18 protein-coding genes are annotated in these 16,770 nt (G+C 47.8%); 8 read left to right on the forward strand and 10 right to left on the reverse strand.

The features are described 5' to 3' along the window. Positions 1 to 5: 5 nt before the first annotated feature. The 4 genes from AC0J20_RS07080 to AC0J20_RS07095 all read right to left on the reverse strand — a co-directional run bounded on the left by AC0J20_RS07080 (position 6) and on the right by AC0J20_RS07095 (position 3,415). Positions 6 to 1,364: a TRAP transporter large permease gene (locus AC0J20_RS07080; RefSeq protein ID WP_473021163.1), complete on the reverse strand. Its 1,359-nt coding sequence runs from the start codon at positions 1,362 to 1,364 to the stop codon at positions 6 to 8. Continuing rightward, entirely contained in the window at positions 1,365 to 1,871 is a 507-nt protein-coding gene (locus AC0J20_RS07085) for a TRAP transporter small permease subunit (protein WP_229528379.1), read from the reverse strand. A gap of 229 nt (positions 1,872 to 2,100) precedes the next feature. Next, positions 2,101 to 2,424, reverse strand: a complete 324-nt coding sequence (locus AC0J20_RS07090; protein WP_229528378.1) for a BolA/IbaG family iron-sulfur metabolism protein — start codon at positions 2,422 to 2,424, stop codon at positions 2,101 to 2,103. 250 nt (positions 2,425 to 2,674) lie between these two features. Continuing rightward, positions 2,675 to 3,415, reverse strand: a complete 741-nt coding sequence (locus AC0J20_RS07095) for an alpha-ketoglutarate-dependent dioxygenase AlkB family protein (RefSeq protein WP_473021164.1) — start codon at positions 3,413 to 3,415, stop codon at positions 2,675 to 2,677. Positions 3,416 to 3,459: 44 nt separating this feature from the next. On the opposite strand from AC0J20_RS07095, the gene AC0J20_RS07100 reads away from it, so the two are divergent. Together AC0J20_RS07100 and AC0J20_RS07105 are read left to right on the forward strand one after the other, a co-directional pair. Further along, positions 3,460 to 4,584, forward strand: coding sequence for a methyltransferase (locus AC0J20_RS07100; protein WP_473021165.1), 1,125 nt, complete (start codon positions 3,460 to 3,462; stop codon positions 4,582 to 4,584). 11 nt (positions 4,585 to 4,595) lie between these two features. After that, positions 4,596 to 5,210: a peptidylprolyl isomerase gene (locus AC0J20_RS07105; protein ID WP_473021166.1), complete on the forward strand. Its 615-nt coding sequence runs from the start codon at positions 4,596 to 4,598 to the stop codon at positions 5,208 to 5,210. A 65-nt stretch (positions 5,211 to 5,275) separates the two neighbouring features. Here the strand turns inward: AC0J20_RS07105 and djlA are convergent, their stop codons facing one another. Genes djlA through AC0J20_RS07120 form a run of 3 tightly spaced genes read right to left on the reverse strand, consistent with a single transcriptional unit; the run spans position 5,276 to position 7,992 of the window. Continuing rightward, entirely contained in the window at positions 5,276 to 6,301 is a 1,026-nt protein-coding gene (djlA, locus tag AC0J20_RS07110) for a co-chaperone DjlA (RefSeq protein WP_473021167.1), read from the reverse strand. Continuing rightward, the gene (gene murU, locus AC0J20_RS07115; RefSeq protein WP_377307148.1) at positions 6,298 to 6,975 is read right to left on the reverse strand and encodes an N-acetylmuramate alpha-1-phosphate uridylyltransferase MurU; all 678 of its coding nucleotides are present in this window, start codon (positions 6,973 to 6,975) and stop codon (positions 6,298 to 6,300) included. The genes djlA and murU overlap by 4 nt, the downstream gene beginning before the upstream one ends. A gap of 3 nt (positions 6,976 to 6,978) precedes the next feature. Beyond that, positions 6,979 to 7,992 (reverse strand): aminoglycoside phosphotransferase family protein, encoded by a 1,014-nt coding sequence (locus AC0J20_RS07120; RefSeq protein WP_473021168.1) that lies wholly within the window; start codon positions 7,990 to 7,992, stop codon positions 6,979 to 6,981. 245 nt (positions 7,993 to 8,237) lie between these two features. On the opposite strand from AC0J20_RS07120, the gene AC0J20_RS07125 reads away from it, so the two are divergent. Genes AC0J20_RS07125 through AC0J20_RS07150 form a run of 6 tightly spaced genes read left to right on the forward strand, consistent with a single transcriptional unit; the run spans position 8,238 to position 14,754 of the window. Further along, complete coding sequence (locus AC0J20_RS07125) at positions 8,238 to 10,451, forward strand: LPS-assembly protein LptD (protein WP_473021169.1); 2,214 nt, start codon at positions 8,238 to 8,240, stop codon at positions 10,449 to 10,451. Between the two features lie 8 nt (positions 10,452 to 10,459). Continuing rightward, positions 10,460 to 11,746 (forward strand): peptidylprolyl isomerase SurA, encoded by a 1,287-nt coding sequence (gene surA, locus AC0J20_RS07130; protein WP_473021170.1) that lies wholly within the window; start codon positions 10,460 to 10,462, stop codon positions 11,744 to 11,746. A 17-nt stretch (positions 11,747 to 11,763) separates the two neighbouring features. Further along, the gene (gene pdxA / locus AC0J20_RS07135; protein WP_229528372.1) at positions 11,764 to 12,747 is read left to right on the forward strand and encodes a 4-hydroxythreonine-4-phosphate dehydrogenase PdxA; all 984 of its coding nucleotides are present in this window, start codon (positions 11,764 to 11,766) and stop codon (positions 12,745 to 12,747) included. Beyond that, positions 12,740 to 13,537 (forward strand): 16S rRNA (adenine(1518)-N(6)/adenine(1519)-N(6))-dimethyltransferase RsmA, encoded by a 798-nt coding sequence (gene rsmA / locus AC0J20_RS07140; protein ID WP_229528371.1) that lies wholly within the window; start codon positions 12,740 to 12,742, stop codon positions 13,535 to 13,537. Before pdxA ends, rsmA begins: the two co-directional genes overlap by 8 nt. A 2-nt stretch (positions 13,538 to 13,539) precedes the next feature. Then, the gene (gene apaG / locus AC0J20_RS07145; protein ID WP_229528370.1) at positions 13,540 to 13,929 is read left to right on the forward strand and encodes a Co2+/Mg2+ efflux protein ApaG; all 390 of its coding nucleotides are present in this window, start codon (positions 13,540 to 13,542) and stop codon (positions 13,927 to 13,929) included. A 15-nt stretch (positions 13,930 to 13,944) separates the two neighbouring features. Further along, positions 13,945 to 14,754 (forward strand): symmetrical bis(5'-nucleosyl)-tetraphosphatase, encoded by an 810-nt coding sequence (locus AC0J20_RS07150; protein WP_473021171.1) that lies wholly within the window; start codon positions 13,945 to 13,947, stop codon positions 14,752 to 14,754. A 1-nt stretch (position 14,755) separates the two neighbouring features. On the opposite strand, the gene folA is transcribed toward AC0J20_RS07150, so the two are convergent. The 3 genes from folA to AC0J20_RS07165 all read right to left on the reverse strand — a co-directional run bounded on the left by folA (position 14,756) and on the right by AC0J20_RS07165 (position 16,691). Further along, the gene (gene folA, locus AC0J20_RS07155; protein ID WP_473021176.1) at positions 14,756 to 15,247 is read right to left on the reverse strand and encodes a type 3 dihydrofolate reductase; all 492 of its coding nucleotides are present in this window, start codon (positions 15,245 to 15,247) and stop codon (positions 14,756 to 14,758) included. A 195-nt stretch (positions 15,248 to 15,442) separates the two neighbouring features. Beyond that, the gene (locus AC0J20_RS07160) at positions 15,443 to 15,931 is read right to left on the reverse strand and encodes a (R)-mandelonitrile lyase (protein ID WP_473021172.1); all 489 of its coding nucleotides are present in this window, start codon (positions 15,929 to 15,931) and stop codon (positions 15,443 to 15,445) included. Positions 15,932 to 16,025: 94 nt separating this feature from the next. Then, positions 16,026 to 16,691 (reverse strand): efflux RND transporter permease subunit, encoded by a 666-nt coding sequence (locus AC0J20_RS07165; protein WP_473021173.1) that lies wholly within the window; start codon positions 16,689 to 16,691, stop codon positions 16,026 to 16,028. Between the last annotated feature and the right edge of the window lie 79 nt (positions 16,692 to 16,770).

Raw genomic sequence — 16,770 nt, forward strand, 5'->3', positions numbered from 1 at the left:
GTTTCCTATCCGTATATTTTCTCTGGGAGCCAGGTAATCAATTCAGGCCATATAGCCATCATGATCAATAGGCCCAATTGTATTACCACAAATGGAGCAACACCTTTATAGATTTCAACCGTTTGCACCTGTGGTGGTGCCACGCCACGTAAATAAAATAACGCAAAACCAAACGGTGGCGTTAAGAATGACGTTTGTAAATTCACGGCAATCATGATCCCCAACCACACAGGATCAACGCCCATCATAAACAAAACAGGCGCCACTAAAGGTACGACAACAAAGGTTATTTCAATAAAATCCAGAATAAAGCCGAGGAAAAAGATGATCACCATTACCATCAGGACAGCGCCAAACTCCCCACCTGGCAGTCTTTCGAAAAAGCCGTGAATCATTTCTTCGCCACCAAAGCCCCGAAATATCAGTGAAAATATGGAAGCGCCAATGAGGATCATAAAGATCATGGCGGTAACTTTGGTGGTATCCATGGCCGCGGCTTTGAGACGACTCCAGTCCATTTTCTGTTGCGCAAACGCTAACAATATTGCGCCGGTAGCCCCAACACCTGCAGCCTCTGTGGGTGTCGCAAAGCCAGCCAGAATCGATCCCAACACCAGAATAATTAACATCAAAGGTGGGAATAAGGCGCCAAAAACACTGCCCTGAAAGGTGTCCTCGCTGGCACTGTCATTGTTTTTCGCGACGATTGGCGTCACGATCAAAACATACAACGCATACAGGGCCACCAACATTAATCCAGGGACAATAGCGCCCACAAACAAATCACCGACGGACACAGAATCAGGCGAAAAATTCCCCATATTTAACTGAGCCTGTTGATAAGCCCCGGAGAGCACATCGCCTAACAACACCAGTGCAATAGACGGAGGAATGATTTGCCCTAATGTGCCGGTAGCACAAATGCTGCCGCAGGCCAGTGATTGCGGATAACCTTTGTTGAGCATTGCCGGTAGCGATAACAGCCCCATGGTAACCACAGTTGCACCAACTATGCCGGTACTGGCTGCCAACAGCATCCCCACTAAAATTACCGATAACACCAGACCAGACTGAAAATTACCGAATAACTTTGCCATAGCGTTTAGCAGATCTTCTGCTACTTTGGATTTTTCCAGCACAATCCCCATCAGCACAAACAATGGTACCGCTAATAAGGTTTGATTGTTAATAATGCCAAACAACCGGCTGGGCAACGCATTGAGATAGGAGGTTTCGAAGGTGCCGGTAACTATGCCCAAACCGGCAAAAAGCAACGAGGTGCCCGCCAGGGTAAATGCCACCGGATAACCCAGTAATAACGCACCACAGACACAAACAAACAACAATAGCGCCATGATTTCCATTTACTGATCTCCTGAAAAAGCCAGTTGGGCATTCTTTGCAATTTCAGAAATTCCCTGTAAAAACAAGGTAGCCGCAAACAACAGGATAAAGGTTTTCAACAGGAACAAGGTCGGTAAACCACCGGCGGCCTGCGAGGCCTCCATCAATGACCATGACTTGGCCACATAATCCCAGCTCATGAAAAAGATAAAACTGGTGAGCGGCAGTAAAAATACCAGGCCTCCCCAGAAATTTACCCGGGCTTTTTTCCTGGGACAAAAATTGCGATAAAACACATCAACCCGCACATGCTCATCCAGTTTTAGCGTATGTGCCGCACCCAACATAAATATCGCAGCATGCAAATACATCACTGACTCCTGCATGGCGACCCACCCCATGTCAAATCCATAGCGCAACACCACAATAAGAAAGGTCAATGCCGTCATCAGCAGGGTGAACAAACTAACCATAAAGCAAAGCTTTTCATGAACAACATCAATAAGTTGACTAAGTTTTTGCGACATGAAATTCCAAAGATTTTGATTGAGACGATGTGTTTAATCTCAGAACCTGTGTTTTTAATGCAACGTCCAACAGGTTCTAAATGATTGATAGAAGAGCTTTTTATCAAAATTTCGCAAAAATGGGAATGTTAAACTCTTGTAAATTCCCTGGCTGCGCGATTTTTGTCCGGCTATATAGCAAAAAAGACGTCACAATGACGTCTTTTTAACACTTCGCTCTGTACCGGGTTCAGGAAGCTTTGCGACCTGAGCCACCGAGACAGGCAGGAGAATCCGGTGCGTCTCCATACAGGCGCTCCCATTCCTGAGCAGTGTATGTATGCAGTGCAAGGGCATGAATGTGGTTTTCTATTTCATCTTTGAGCACGCGGTTAACATCTTTGTGACGATGCAACAAACGCTGCCCCTGGAAACGCGGTGTTACCAGTACCACCTTAAAGTGTGTTTCCGACCCAATAGGTACATTGTGATTAGAACTCTCGTTGATGACCTCCAGAAAAGCGGGCTCAAAGTGGGCCGTTAACTTATCTTCAATCGAATTTTGAATGTTCACTTGTGAATGCCTCCATAATCAAATCTGACGCTAACACAGATAAGAGCTTATTTGCCTTTGTAGAGGAGCCAGAACATTGCCTACCTCAAATACGTGCTTTGTACTTTTAAGATGTAAATCCGATGCCGACTTACACTGAAAAACACAAAACACTTAACTAAATTTAGCCTGTGTTTTTAATTTTAAATACTGAAATAAGCAGAAAAAGCGCTTGCTTTTTGATAACTGATTGAGTGCCAAACTTATATTTTTATTTTTGGATTTTATCAGATTCTATAACCGATGTTCTCTTGCCTTTGATACGCCTGAAGGTCAGGTTAATTCGCTCTGCAACGGGTCGCTTTATTCGGGCAATACCGTGTTGCCAATGCTGCTGAGTGGTTCCCTGCATAACCAGTAAACTGCCTGATGGCAGGTCCAGTTGCAGCTTAACAGCCTGCTTTTTGTGGATCAGATCAAATCGACGGGTCGCGCCCAAAGTCAGTGACGCTATCACCGGATTGTGCCCCAGTTCAGGCTCATCATCACTGTGAAAGCCCATACAATCCTGTCCATCGCGGTAGAGATTAGCCAGCACACTATTAAACTCGACTCCGGCAAAACGACTACACAAGGCGCTTAAGTGCGCCAATTCTTCCGTGAGCGGCAACGGCACCATGTACTTTCCGGAATATTGATAGCCGGCATCAGGTAAACCATACCAGGCCTGTAATCTCGGTATCACATGCCATTTGCCATAAACTTTTATTTTGTCTGACTGCCATTGCAAGGAAGTCCGCAAAGCAGTAAACAACTTCGCGCTATCCCGCTTCGCCACAAAATCGGGCACATAGCGAAGCGTCCCATCAAAAAACCCATCAATGCCCGGTAACAAAGCACGTTTCGAGGAGCCTGTTGCAGGTTTGCGGGTGGCGTGGCCAGGATTTGTGATAGACTGCCCTGACGATGCCTGCCCACCGGGCAGGTTGGTGAGTAAGTCAATTTGTTTCATAGCAACAGCATAGCGTCCCGACCGGCAATATTTAAGAAAACCTGATGAAAACAGAACTCAGTATACAGGATAACACCTGGCAGCTTTACCGATATCCCCCGGAAAAACAACACACCAGCCTGCAGGCGTGGGATTCTGCCGATGAATATCTGATAAACTATCTGCAGGAACAGCAATTACTCAGCAGCCGTTCAATACTGGTATTAAATGACGATTTTGGCGCACTGGCCTGTGTATTAGGCGATGCTGTTACCAGCTGGTACTCGGATTCCAAAGTTGCGCAACTGGCCTTGCAGCAAAACTGGCAACGCAACACTGACATAGCACTGCCGTTTGATATCACCAATAGCCTGGGCCAGTTACCCGACACCGCAAATATTGCCATTATCAAACTCCCGAAAAACAATGGTTTTCTGGTGGAGCAGCTGATCCGGTTGCGGCAAGTGCTTCCCGACGGAGCCACAGTTATCACTGCCGGAAAAGCGAATCAAATTCAAAAAAGTACCCTGGCCCTGTATGAAAAACACCTGGGCAGCACGCATACCTCACTGGCCGTAAAAAAGTCCCGGCTTATCTTCAGCCAGGTAAATAAACAACGACAAAGCCAGTCCAAATATCCTGTCTGTTGGGACACAGAATCACCCCAATTAACAATTTACAACAAGGCCAATGTCTTTTCTGGCGCCTCATTAGATATCGGTGCCCGCTTTATGATGGACCACCTGCCAGATTGTCGGGATAAAAACGTACTGGATTTAGGTTGCGGAAACGGTGTTTTGTCTGCGGCCATTGCCAGGCACAAGCCAAATCACCTCTATTGTGTGGATGAATCAGCCAGTGCAATAGCGTCCGCATCCCTGACCCTCAGGCACAATGCGCCAGATATCCCGGTGACGTTTTTTCATTCTAACTGCCTGGAGCAGGCCGCAGTATCGGCATTGGATCTGATTGTTTGCAATCCGCCTTTCCATCAACAAAATACCATCACGGATCACATTGCCTGGCAAATGTTCAGCGATGCCCAACATGCCCTGCGAAAAGGCGGTGAACTGCGCATTGTGGGGAACCGACATCTGGGTTACCACGAAAAATTAAAGCGCCTTTTCGGCGGTTGTAAAGTGGTTGCAAGTAATCGCAAATTCGTTATTTTAAGCAGCACTAAACGTTAACAGGAGTCTTCATGCGTTTTTTAATTACCGTTTTTTTCATGGCTTTTATGCTCATTCCTTGTGCATCCCAGGCCGCCAAGGACGGTTCCCATATCCAACCCAACAACCTGTATCCCCGTGTCAAAGTTGAAACCGACTATGGCGATATGGTGGTAGAGCTCGATCGTCGTCGCGCACCGATTACCGTGAACAACTTTTTGCGTTATGTGGAAAAAGGCAGTTACGACAACACCGTATTCCACCGTATTGTCCCGGGTTTTGTGGTGCAAGGCGGAGGCTACGATAAAGAATTCAATGAATTACCTTCATTCGGTAAGATTTTTAATGAGTCTGGTAATGGCCTAAAAAATGATATCTATACCGTCGCCATGGCGCGTGAAGATGATCCTCACAGTGCCCGCCGGCAGTTCTTTTTTAATGTTGCAGACAATGATTACCTGAATCCGGGCCGCAACTGGGGTTATGCGGTATTCGGTTTGGTTCTGGAAGGTGCAGAAGTGGTGGACCAATTGTCACAGCTGGAAACTGCCTACAATGTTGAACTGGGTTGGCGAGATGTACCTGTAGAAAACGTGATGCTAAAGAAAGTCACCCTGCTACCGGAACCCGTTATTAACCCGCAATAAGCTTACTGCGAAACTCAAATAAGGGCTGCCAGACCATGATTACACCTTTTGGTAATCATCATCCATTACAGCCCCTTTTCTTTTTTCACCAGCTCATAAGCCGCCTGAATATCCTGGGCTTTTTGCTTGGCAATGTCCAACGCCTGAGGCGGCAAGCCTTTAGACACCAGTTTATCAGGGTGATGTTCGTTCATGAGTTTCCGGTAGGACTTTTTAATCGCTTTAGGATCGGTATTGGCGTTTACCCCTAATATCCTATAAGCATCATTCAGTCGATCGGCCTGTGAGTAGGTTTGCCGGGATTGTTGACCACCCTGATAGGTCCCATCCCGCTGCTGATAATGTTTGCGCGAATATTGCTCTCGTTGACGCCGGTAATAGGCTTCTTCATCAAAACTGTCGTCGCTCTCATCTGCCCGCTCGTCTCTGGAGCGTTTTTGCTCTGCCTTACTGCGCGGGCGCCAGCCGGGTCCTTTGGCAGCCTGCTCCTGTTGCCAGGCTTGCTGTTGCTGACTGGCCCGGCGAAAACGCAGTTCCGCTTCAAACGCAGAAATCAAATACAGCAACTCTTGTTTCTGGAACTTCAGGGTCTGTGCTACTTCCAGCAGGATTTTTTGCTCTTTGGCATCCATGCGGCCATCGGCGTAAGCGGCCTGAATCAAAATTTCCAGATAGATTTGCAAAATATCCCGGCGGCCATAACATGACTCGTAAAATTCTTTCAGGATATCTTTAACCGGAAAATCGGCCGCCTTGCCCTCACGAAACGCCTGCTGTGCTTCTTTGCGGGTGTCACCGGTGAGATTCATATCATTCATCAATTGAGTAGCAACCTGGATTTCAGCTTCAGTAACCCGACCATCAGCCTTTGCCACATGGCCCAGAACAGAAAACAAGGCATGAAAGAAAACAGCCTGATTTTTGACCGAGTCCTTATCCACAAAAAAGCGACCAAAACCGCCCATCTGATTAAAGTCCTGACTGTATCCCCTATCGAACATATGGCCGACGATAAAACCGAGGATTGCCCCCGGGATTTTGGCGAACATGGCGCCAAACAGCGTCCCTAATACTTTTCCCCAGATATTCACGCTTGCAGTTCCTCTTCTAATTGCGCCAGTCTTTCAGGTGTTCCTACATCACACCACTTACCCCTGTGCCATTCGCCCTGCACCTGACCGGTAGCAATGTGTTTGCGAATTAGCGGTGCCAGGCGCATTTTTTCAGGACGCAGCCCGGCAAAAAAATCGGGGTGATACAGCGCAATACCAGAGAAAGTGAAACTGTTTAACTGGGGTTGTTTTTCCCGCAGCTTCCCGTCTACCAGGGAAAAATCGCCCTCAGGATGATGTTCAGGATTCGTCACCAGCAGCAATTTGGCCAATGCCTGCAACGGCGAATGCAGCAAGGGTGCAAAGTCGACATCCGCATAGACATCACCATTGACCACCAAAAACGGAGCATCCCCCAGCAGAGGCAATGCCTTAACAATGCCACCAGCGGTTTCCAATGCTTCGGTTTCAGCACTGTAGTGAATATCAAAGCCAAATTGCCTGCCATCCCCAAATGCCGCTTCAATTTTATGACCCAACCAGGCGTGATTGATAATCACTCGCTTGATCCCGGTGTTTTGCAGCTTCTCCAGATGATATTGCATCAGTGGCTTACCATTGAGCGGCAGTAAGGGTTTAGGCAAGATATCAGTCAAAGGACGCATACGCTCCCCTCGACCTGCAGCCAGAATCATGACACTTTCAATATTCACTGTTCAGGCCGCTTTTTTCGCCTGTACGGCAGGAATGATCACCTCGCGAAGCAAAGCCGCAAACGCCTGAGTCTGCGGATAGCGTTCGCCAAAAGTAACGATGTATTGCAGAGTTCTGGGTACATCTGCCAGATAGCCTTGCTTGCCATCGCGGTGACACAAACGACAGAAAATCCCGCTGGCTTTGATATGTCGTTGCATACCAACAAAATCAAACCACAGACGAAACGTCTCAGCATCAAACTGGGGATAATATTCTGCCTGCCACTGCGCCAGCAGCCTGTCTACCATGGACTCCGGCCACACTACATAACAGTCCCGCAATAAGGACACCGCATCATAAGTAACCGGACCGACTACCGCATCCTGAAAATCGATGATCCCCACTGCGTCATTATCTAAAATCATTAAATTGCGCGAGTGATAATCGCGATGCACCCCAACCTGTGGCTGGGATTTAAACACCGTTCTGATAGCGTCCTGTGCCTGTTGGATAACGCTTTTCTGGCTGGTCGTTAACGGCAGGTCCAGATGCACCTGTAACAGCCAGTGATTAAACAGATAAAATTCATTGTCCAGCAAAGTATCATCGAACGGCGGTAAGGCCCCCACTTCGGTGTCGGTGACCTTGTGTATCGCCGGTAACACGGCCAGTGCGGACTGGTACAGGGATTCAATATTGTCCTGCGTAAAAAAATCAGACAGCAATTTATTGCCAAAATCCTGAAGTACCCAAAAACCCTGAGTCAGGTCTACCGCTTCAATATTTGGCACCTGAACACCTGCCGCTAAATAGCGTCGGGCAATGTGATAAAACGCCGGATTGTTTTCTTTGTCAGGTGGGGCATCAACAGCAATGTAAGCCTGTTGTTGCCAGGTAAAACGGAAGTAACGACGGAAACTGGCATCCCCGGAAACAATGTCCAGAGACGGAGTTTGGAAACGGGTCTCCGAGTTTATCCAGGCTAACAGGGCTGCCGCTCTGGCTTGTTGGGCATCTTTTTCAATAATGGCCATGAGGAACTCTTTTTGTAGCGCAAGTAAGTCGAACAAATTCTCTTGGGAAAAGTTAATTTGCTGAACGTTAACTTTTTTGTTTTTATGGTTGTCAGTTTATCAGGTTCAACGTAGTGTGTGAGCCAAATCTGAACGCTATTTAGTATTTTTTTAACGATACGCTGGTAAAAAACAACGAAACCTTTAGAATTCAGCCGTGATTCTCACTGTTTCTGGTCAATTAAGGCATCACAATACCTTTTTTTATGCAAATCAAGCAACATTACTTTCTCCCGTTTGCTGTCGTGTTCAGCAGTATGTCACTGGCAGACGAACAATGTCTGGTGCCGGTGCCATCCATTGATAAGCAAGCTTTGGCGGCTAAGGGTGAAATTGTGGTAAAAGCCAATTCTGTATCCATGATTCAGGACCAGTTAGCTGACTTCAGTGGCAATGTAGAAATTGCCAGTCAAAAAGCCCAAATCAAAGCGCAAAACGCCCGAATTGACAAAAATACCCGAAAACTGACTGCTTCCGGTGATATTCAATTTCAGGACAGGCAAATGCAGGTACAAAGCGAGGATCTGTTACTGGATCTCGATTCCAACAAAATGGAAATGAACAGTACCGGTTATCGGATGTTGCAATTTCAGGGCCGTGGTGCCGCGCAAAAAATCCAGCTCAATCAAACTCAGGGAATTGCGTTACAAGACGTTAGTTTCAGCACCTGTCCGGAAGACATGGAAGACTGGAAAATTGTCGCCAGTGAAATTGAACTCAAACCCAATGAGCTATGGGGAACCGTAAAACATGCGCGTTTTTACATCAAAGATGTACCGGTGTTTTATTTACCTTACTTTTCTTTTCCGGTAACCACGCAGCGCCAAAGCGGTTTGCTGTTACCCAAAATTAACAGCTCCGATACCTTTGGTTTGTCGTATCAACAACCAATTTACTGGAATATCGCACCGAATTACGACGCCACCATTACGCCCCGGGTGATGACCGATCGGGGATTCCAGTTAAAAAACGAATTCCGCTACTTAACCGAGCAACACACCGGCGCGGTTCACCTGGAATACATGGCCAAAGATACCGATACGCCGGATAACGATTCCCGCTATTTCTATCGCCTTACCCACCAGGGCGAAATAACCGAAAACTGGTTTATCAATGCCGAATGGAATCAGTTAAGCGACGATAACTATATCGTCGACCTGGGTTCTGACTTTTATAACCGGGCGGATACACACCTGTTCAAAACTGTGTCATTGGCGTATGACAGCCATAACCTGGATATTAATGCCAGCTTCAGAGATTTCGAAGTTATTGGTGATCACCCCAGTACCTATCGCGCACTACCGGAGATCAAACTGGATTACGACATCTGGCAGGGAGAGTACCTCAATTTAGACGTGCATTCTGAGTTAGCCCTGTTTGATAACCGCGAAGGGGGCTTGCCCAAGGCCGCCAGGTTACACATCGCCCCCAAATTATCACTGCCCTGGTATACGCCCTGGGCGGAGTTTTTAGCTGAAACCAGCATCCTGCACACCAGCTATCGTCAGAAAAATACCGAAGATACCAACCTGGATAAAAATGTCAGTCGTACCCTGGGACAGGTGCGGCTCTACGGCACTATGGCATTCGAACGAGACACCCAGTGGTTTGGCAAAAACCTCACCCAAACCCTTGAGCCCAAAGCCCAATATCTTTACACCAGTTACAAAAACCAGGACAACATCGGACTTTACGATACTACGCGTTTGTTGAATGACTTTGATGGCTTGTTCCGCGGACAGGAGTTTACCGGACTGGACCGCATCAGTGATAAAAATCAGATAACGCTGGGTGTAACCACCCGACTAATTGATGACGCAGGCAGAGAACACCTGAAATTTAGTCTCGGCCAAATCTTTTATTTAAGTGACAACCGGGTACTTGAAGCTGAACGTCAAAACAGCAACCGTTCCGCACTGGCCACCGAGCTTGACTGGAACATCACGTCACGCTGGACAGCCTCACTGGATGCACAAGTTTCCTCACAAAATGAACGAGTTGAAAGAAGCAGTGTCTCACTGGAGTATCGTTTTGATAACAACAATTTGATTCAGGTTGGGCATCGCTATGTCAGGGATTTATCCGGCGTTGAAATCAGCCAGGCGGGGGTTACAGCCAGTTGGTCGATTACTGAAAATTGGCAATGGGTGGGCCGCTACTATCGGGATTTAGATCTGAACAGAAGCACAGAAAGTTATACCGGTTTCCAGTATGACTCCTGTTGCTGGTCGTTACAAATTGTATGGGAAAGGCATCTTACGAATCGCTTCGATGCCCTTGGAAATCAGAGCCTGGACGAATATGATTCAGGTATAGGTTTAAAATTCGCTTTCAAAGGAATGGGTCAGGGCAGTAGCCAGAGATCATTGTTAAACGATGGTTTATATGGTTACCAGCAACCTTATGTAATAGGTCATTAAAACTAGTTATGAAACTTAAAATCATCTTTTCAATATTATTACTATCGTGTGCGCAGTTAGTGAGCGCTCAGCAACAAGAATTAGACAGTGTCGCGGTTATCGTTGATCAAACCGTGGTACTGGAAAGTGAAATTGAGGAGCTAATTGCCACGGTTAAATCCAATGCCTTGCGCAACGGACAAAACCTGCCCAACGACAGAGTTTTGCGCACCCAGGCGATTGAGCGATTGATCACCGAAGCGCTGCAAATGCAAATGGCACAGCGAATGGGGATGCAGGTCAGCGATCCACAACTGGAAGACACTATCAAAAACTTTGCCTCTGCTGAGGGCATGTCTGCAGAGCAGCTACGCAACAAAGTTGAATCAGAAGGCATGAATTGGGAGCAATACCGGGAGCGCATTCGCAAAGAACTGATCACCGGTGAAGTAACCCGCGCCAATGTGCGCCGCCGGGTTTATATCACGCCGCAGGAAATTACCAACATGGTACGCCTGATTGACGAACAGGGTGCCAACGAAGTGGAATATCGCATGGGCCACATTTTGGTGGGTTTTCCCTCAGGTGCTTCACAGGATGATATCGACGACGCCAAATCTCGTTCTGAAAAGGTGATGGAGCTCTTACAAAAAGACGATGCTGATTTTGCCAAAATTGCCACTACCGCCTCGTCCGGCCCAAGAGCCCTGGAAGGCGGTGATTTAGGCTGGATGAATGTTAACACCATGCCGACGTTGTTTGCTGAAGTGGTTGGCGACGCCAGCAAAGATGAATTAATTGGGCCAATCAGAAGTGGTGCAGGTTTTCACATTCTCAAAATTATTGATATTCGCGGTAAAGAAGTGGCCGAAATTGAAGAAGTTAACGCCCGCCACATTTTGATTCAGCCTTCGGTTATTTTAAGTGAAGAACGCGCCGAGCAAATGCTCAAAGACTTTAAGGCACAAGTGCTTGCCGGTGACGCCGATTTTGCCGAACTGGCCAGGGAACATTCAAAAGATCCAGGTAGTGCTGCTCGCGGTGGTGAACTGGGCTGGAACGATCCGTCCATTTATGTGCCAGCCTTTAAGAATGCCCTTGCCAATCTGAATCAACCTGACGAACTTTCAGACCCTTTCAGATCATCACACGGTTGGCATTTAGTACAATTGATCGGTAAACGCGTCGGTGACGTAACCGACAAATTGAAACAGGAAAAAGCTTATCAATTATTATTCCAGCGCAAATTTGGTGAAGAAAGAGAAGCCTGGGTTAGAGAGATGCGTGATCAGGCTTATATCGAAGTACTGGAATAATTCTTTCGGAGACAAACATGCCATTAAAACTGGCTATCACACCCGGTGAACCCGCCGGAATAGGACCAGATCTGGTGATACAGATGGCACAGCTCGAATGGGATGTGCAACTGGTGGCCTTTGCGGACCCCGATATGATGCAGCAACGGGCAGCCCGCCTTGGGTTACCCCTGACACTGGTTGAATATCAGCAGCAGGATGATCGCATTCTGGCCCCCGGGCAGTTGTTTATTGTCCCCATCAAAGCTGCGGCCACTGTAGAAGTGGGCCAGCTCAATGAAGAAAACGGTCACTACGTGGTTGAAACTCTGCGTCAGGCTGGTGAAGCCAATCTACGCGGTGAATTTGACGCCGTCGTTACCGGCCCGGTGAATAAAAGTATTATTAATAAGGCCGGGATATCCTTCTCCGGACATACTGAATTTTTTGCCCAGCAAAGTAATACCTCTGACGTGGTGATGTTACTTTCCACACCGGGCTTACGCGTTGCACTGGTAACCACCCATATACCGCTGGCCTATGTCAGTAAAGCCATTACGCCGGAGCGACTGGACAAAGTGATCAGTATTTTGCACCACGACCTGATCACTAAATTTAAAATTCCGCAGCCCAAAATCTATGTCTGCGGACTCAATCCGCACGCCGGTGAAAATGGCCATATTGGCAAAGAAGAACAACTGGTGATCAACCCCACTTTGGATATTTTAAGGGCGCGGGGCATCAATTTAATTGGCCCCCTGCCTGCCGATACCATTTTTCAGGAAAAATACCTGAAAGAAGCCGATGTAGTCTTGTCCATGTACCACGACCAGGGCCTGCCTGTGCTGAAATACAAAGGATTTGGTGCATCGGTCAATGTTACGCTAGGCTTACCAATTGTCAGAACCTCGGTAGATCACGGCACCGCCCTAGATTTAGCCGGAACCGGCAACATCGACAATGGCAGCTTTAAAGTTGCTATCCACAAAGCAATAAAACTGGCGACAAATATTAATGAGTAAAGCCCATTTAGGCCATGTAGCCCGAAAACGTTTTGGTCAGAACTTTTTACACGATGAGCAAGTGATTGCTGACATCGTCAGCGCCATCGGACCTCGCGTAGGCGACAATTTAGTGGAAATTGGACCAGGTCTGGGCGCACTCACCGAACCGGTTTGCGCTCAGGTAGACAAACTCACGGTAGTGGAGTTGGACCGGGATCTGGCCAAACGCCTGCGTTCACACCCCTTTATTCGCGATAAGCTCACCATAATCGAAACCGATGCACTGAGCTACGATTTTGCACAACTGGCGCAAGACAAACCCTTGCGCATTTTCGGCAACCTGCCCTACAACATCTCTACGCCCCTGATGTTCCACCTGTTCGAATTCACCGGTATGGTGAGCGATATGCACTTTATGCTGCAAAAAGAGGTTGTGAATCGTCTGGCGGCTTATCCGGGACACAAAAACTATGGCCGGTTATCAGTCATGGCACAATATTATTGCCAGGTGATCCCGGTACTGGAAGTCCCTCCACACGCTTTTCAGCCACCCCCCAAAGTAGATTCAGCGGTGGTCAGATTAATTCCACATGCTGCGCCTCCGGTGGCCGTTAAGAGTAAAAAAGCACTGGACCAGGTGTGTGCCGTCGCGTTTAATCAGCGGCGCAAAACCATACGCAATGGCCTTAAAGAGTTGTTGTCAGAGGCAGAAATAGAAGCGGTAGGCATCAACCCCGCTGCCAGAGCAGAAACCTTGTCTCTACAGGACTTTGCCAACCTGGCAAACACATTACCTACGCAGGAATAGCTATGGATAAGGACAGCGACATTGCAGATTTGATCAACATCGAGGTGGAAACCGCCTGGTTACCGGAACAAATCAGTAAAGAGCAAAAAAAATACGCCTTCTCCTATCACATCACCATCACCAATGGTGCCACTGTGCCGGTGCAACTGTTAAATCGTTATTGGTTGATAACCGATGGCGACGGCAAACAATCGGAGGTGGCTGGCCCAGGTGTGGTAGGCCAAACCCCGGTGATACAACCGGGAGAGAAATTCGCCTATAAATCCGGCGCCATTCTGGACACTCCCATTGGCTTCATGCAGGGCCACTATGAGTTTAGCTGTGGCGACAGCCAGCTGTTTAAAGCGCCTATCGATGTTTTCACACTGAGCGTTCCCAATACACTGAATTAATCTCGAGGTACAGGCATGGCTGTATACGTGGTAGGCGACATTCAGGCTTGCTATTCCGGTCTTAAAAAGCTGTTACTAAAAGCCAAATTTAAACCCGAAAGAGATACTTTATGGGCGGTGGGAGACCTGATTGGACGGGGACCCCAGGCACTGGAAACCATCGAGTTTTTAATGTCATTAGGGGACAGCTTCAACACCGTATTGGGTAATCACGACCTGCACTTTCTGGCGGTCAGTCAGGGTATCAGGGAAAATCGCGATAAAGAAGGATTTGGCGCCATCCTGCAAAACAGCCATAAAAACCGCATTGTGAACTGGTTACGCAATAAGCCATTGGCCGCGTCGCCGGCACCGGGATTTTTTCTCAGCCATGCTGGTCTGTATCCTTTATGGTCTGAGCGCAAAGCCTTTAAGCTGGCACAGGCAACCTGTCACTATTTGAACAGCCCGCAGTGGCTGAAATTGCTGGAATACATGTACGGCAATGAAGAAGTGCGTTGGAACGACAGTTTAACTGGCCTCGCCAGACACAAGTTTGTCATTGATGCCTTTACCCGAATGCGATTTGTGGACCAAAACGCCGTGCTAAACCTGAACCTCAAAACCGGGCCACAGGACGCGCCTGAGGGTATTTTCCCTTGGTTTGAACACCCGCGACTGAAACATGATGATCATTTGCTGTTCGGTCATTGGGCAGCGCTGGATGGCTATTGTCCGAATAAACGGGTACATGCTCTGGATACGGGTTATATCTGGGGTGGAAAACTCACGCTGATGAACCTGTCCACCCTGGAAACTCTGTCCGTCAAATCCCGCACACTGTAATTTAATCCCTGTGTCTTTGCAGTGTAACGAATTGATAGTTATAGGGGTTTTTATCGTCTGGTGAATGGCTTTGTTTCTCAACTTCGCACCAGGTTGCCACCTGCTGATAATCAGGGAATTGCGTGTCGCCTGCAACGTCAAGATCAATAAAGGTCAGATACAAGCAGTCAGCCTGCTCTAAGAACAAATCATAGATAACCCCACCACCGATAATCATCACTTCCTCAGCGGCGTCAGCAGCTTCCAAAGCCAGCTGTGGTGTGGTCACGACAGTAACGCCCTCCGCCGCAAAGCCTGATCGGCTGATCACTATATTGAGCCGTCCGGGTAAAGGTCTGCCGATGGACTCAAAAGTTTTACGTCCCATGATCACGGGTTTGCCTAAGGTCACAGCCTTAAAGTGCTTCAGGTCGGCAGGGAGATGCCAGGGCATCTGATTCTCCGCACCAATTACCCGGTTATGGGCCATTGCTGCAATCATGGAAATTTTCATAGAATTCATGCTCGTAGGTCACTTCAGCAATAATTACCCGATTCGGTAATAGCTTGCCTGAAAAAACAAAGTCCGACATTGTCGAACTTCAGGTGACGGTATTGTACTGAACCAACGGCAAAAGTCTAAGTGATAGCGATTTCTTTTCCGAGTTTTAAGGCCTGCGCTTTTTCCTGCAAACTCAGGCCCTTATGGCTATTCGCTGACTTTCTCCAGCCAGTGAACAGTTTCGCCCTTTATGGCATTTTGAATCGCATAGTGGCTCATGCTTTTTGATTCGGTGGCGCCGTGCCAATGCTTGACGAGTGGCGGAGTCCATACAACATTACCGGCTTTTATCAGCTGCTTTTCACCATTCCATTCCTGCACCCAACCTTCGCCCTGGGTAACGATTAGGTATTGCCCCGCAGGATGACTGTGCCAGTTAGAATGCGCCCCCGGTGCAAACTCCACCAGGCCGACACTGGCCTGAGTTTCACCGTCAGCGGAATACAACATATCGACCACCACATGGCCACTGAATTTTTCTGCTGAGCCAACGATTTTGACACCCGGGCTACTGGTGTGTATGGCCTGCTCACTGTCAACGGCCACAGTATCTGAGGTATCCGCTACAGCTGACAGACAACAACTCAAAGCAATAGGAATAAATGCCCTGCTTATCACGCTTGATGTAACTTTCATAACTTATTTTCCTTCCGGTTTTCGGTACAAATCTTAAATAATGTTTAAAGAGGTACAGTGCCGCAACCTCAGTCAGGGCACCCCAAATTCGTTGCTATGGCTTAGTGCTGTTGTCCTTTATGTTCCTGAACTTATTGGTAACCGTTTCGGTTAAAAGGTAAAACATGGGCACAAACAGGATAGCCAGACACGTTGCCCCTACCATGCCACCAATCACCACAATACCGATGGCATTTTGGCTTTCAGATCCGGCGCCACTGGAAGTTGCTAAGGGTACGACCCCCATGGTAAAAGCGATGGAGGTCATAATGATTGGCCTGAAGCGCTGTTTTGCGGATATCGAAACGGCTTGCAACAGATCCATGCCCTGTTCGTGTAAGTGTTTTGCAAACTCAACAATAAGGATGGCATTTTTTGAAGCCAGTCCGACGGTTGTCAACAGTGCCACTTGCATAAAAATATCATTGGACAAATTAAAAACCCAGGCGGCCAAAACTGCGCCCAGTAGCCCCAATGGGACAACCAACAATACCGCAAATGGTACCGTCCAGCTTTCATACAATGCCGCCAATGACAGGAAAACAATCAGTATCGACAACACATACAACATACTGGAATCACTGCTGGTTTGCTGTTCTTCATACGAAATGCCGTACCAGGCTACCCCAAACCCTTCGCCCAATTGTGCTGCCAGTCGCTCTATTTCCTGCATCGCTTCACCGGAACTGGTTCCCGCTGCAGGTTGTCCGAGTATGTTCAATGACCCCCTGTGTCAGGATAGTTGTCGCCTCAGTTTTTCGTATTGTTAGACAGGGGGTGGATGACAGGTTTGAGTGAAA

The sequence above is a fragment of the Planctobacterium sp. R6 genome (assembly GCF_055755215.1).

Coding starts and splice junctions, on each gene's coding strand:
- AC0J20_RS07080 (WP_473021163.1), bottom strand. CDS start 1,364: ATGGAAATCATGGCGCTATTGTTGTTTGTTTGTGTCTGTGGTGCGTTA.
- AC0J20_RS07085 (WP_229528379.1), bottom strand. CDS start 1,871: ATGTCGCAAAAACTTAGTCAACTTATTGATGTTGTTCATGAAAAGCTT.
- AC0J20_RS07095 (WP_473021164.1), bottom strand. CDS start 3,415: ATGAAACAAATTGACTTACTCACCAACCTGCCCGGTGGGCAGGCATCG.
- AC0J20_RS07100 (WP_473021165.1), top strand. CDS start 3,460: ATGAAAACAGAACTCAGTATACAGGATAACACCTGGCAGCTTTACCGA.
- AC0J20_RS07105 (WP_473021166.1), top strand. CDS start 4,596: ATGCGTTTTTTAATTACCGTTTTTTTCATGGCTTTTATGCTCATTCCT.
- AC0J20_RS07120 (WP_473021168.1), bottom strand. CDS start 7,992: ATGGCCATTATTGAAAAAGATGCCCAACAAGCCAGAGCGGCAGCCCTG.
- AC0J20_RS07125 (WP_473021169.1), top strand. CDS start 8,238: ATGCAAATCAAGCAACATTACTTTCTCCCGTTTGCTGTCGTGTTCAGC.
- surA (WP_473021170.1), top strand. CDS start 10,460: ATGAAACTTAAAATCATCTTTTCAATATTATTACTATCGTGTGCGCAG.
- pdxA (WP_229528372.1), top strand. CDS start 11,764: ATGCCATTAAAACTGGCTATCACACCCGGTGAACCCGCCGGAATAGGA.
- rsmA (WP_229528371.1), top strand. CDS start 12,740: ATGAGTAAAGCCCATTTAGGCCATGTAGCCCGAAAACGTTTTGGTCAG.
- apaG (WP_229528370.1), top strand. CDS start 13,540: ATGGATAAGGACAGCGACATTGCAGATTTGATCAACATCGAGGTGGAA.
- AC0J20_RS07150 (WP_473021171.1), top strand. CDS start 13,945: ATGGCTGTATACGTGGTAGGCGACATTCAGGCTTGCTATTCCGGTCTT.
- folA (WP_473021176.1), bottom strand. CDS start 15,247: ATGAAAATTTCCATGATTGCAGCAATGGCCCATAACCGGGTAATTGGT.
- AC0J20_RS07160 (WP_473021172.1), bottom strand. CDS start 15,931: ATGAAAGTTACATCAAGCGTGATAAGCAGGGCATTTATTCCTATTGCT.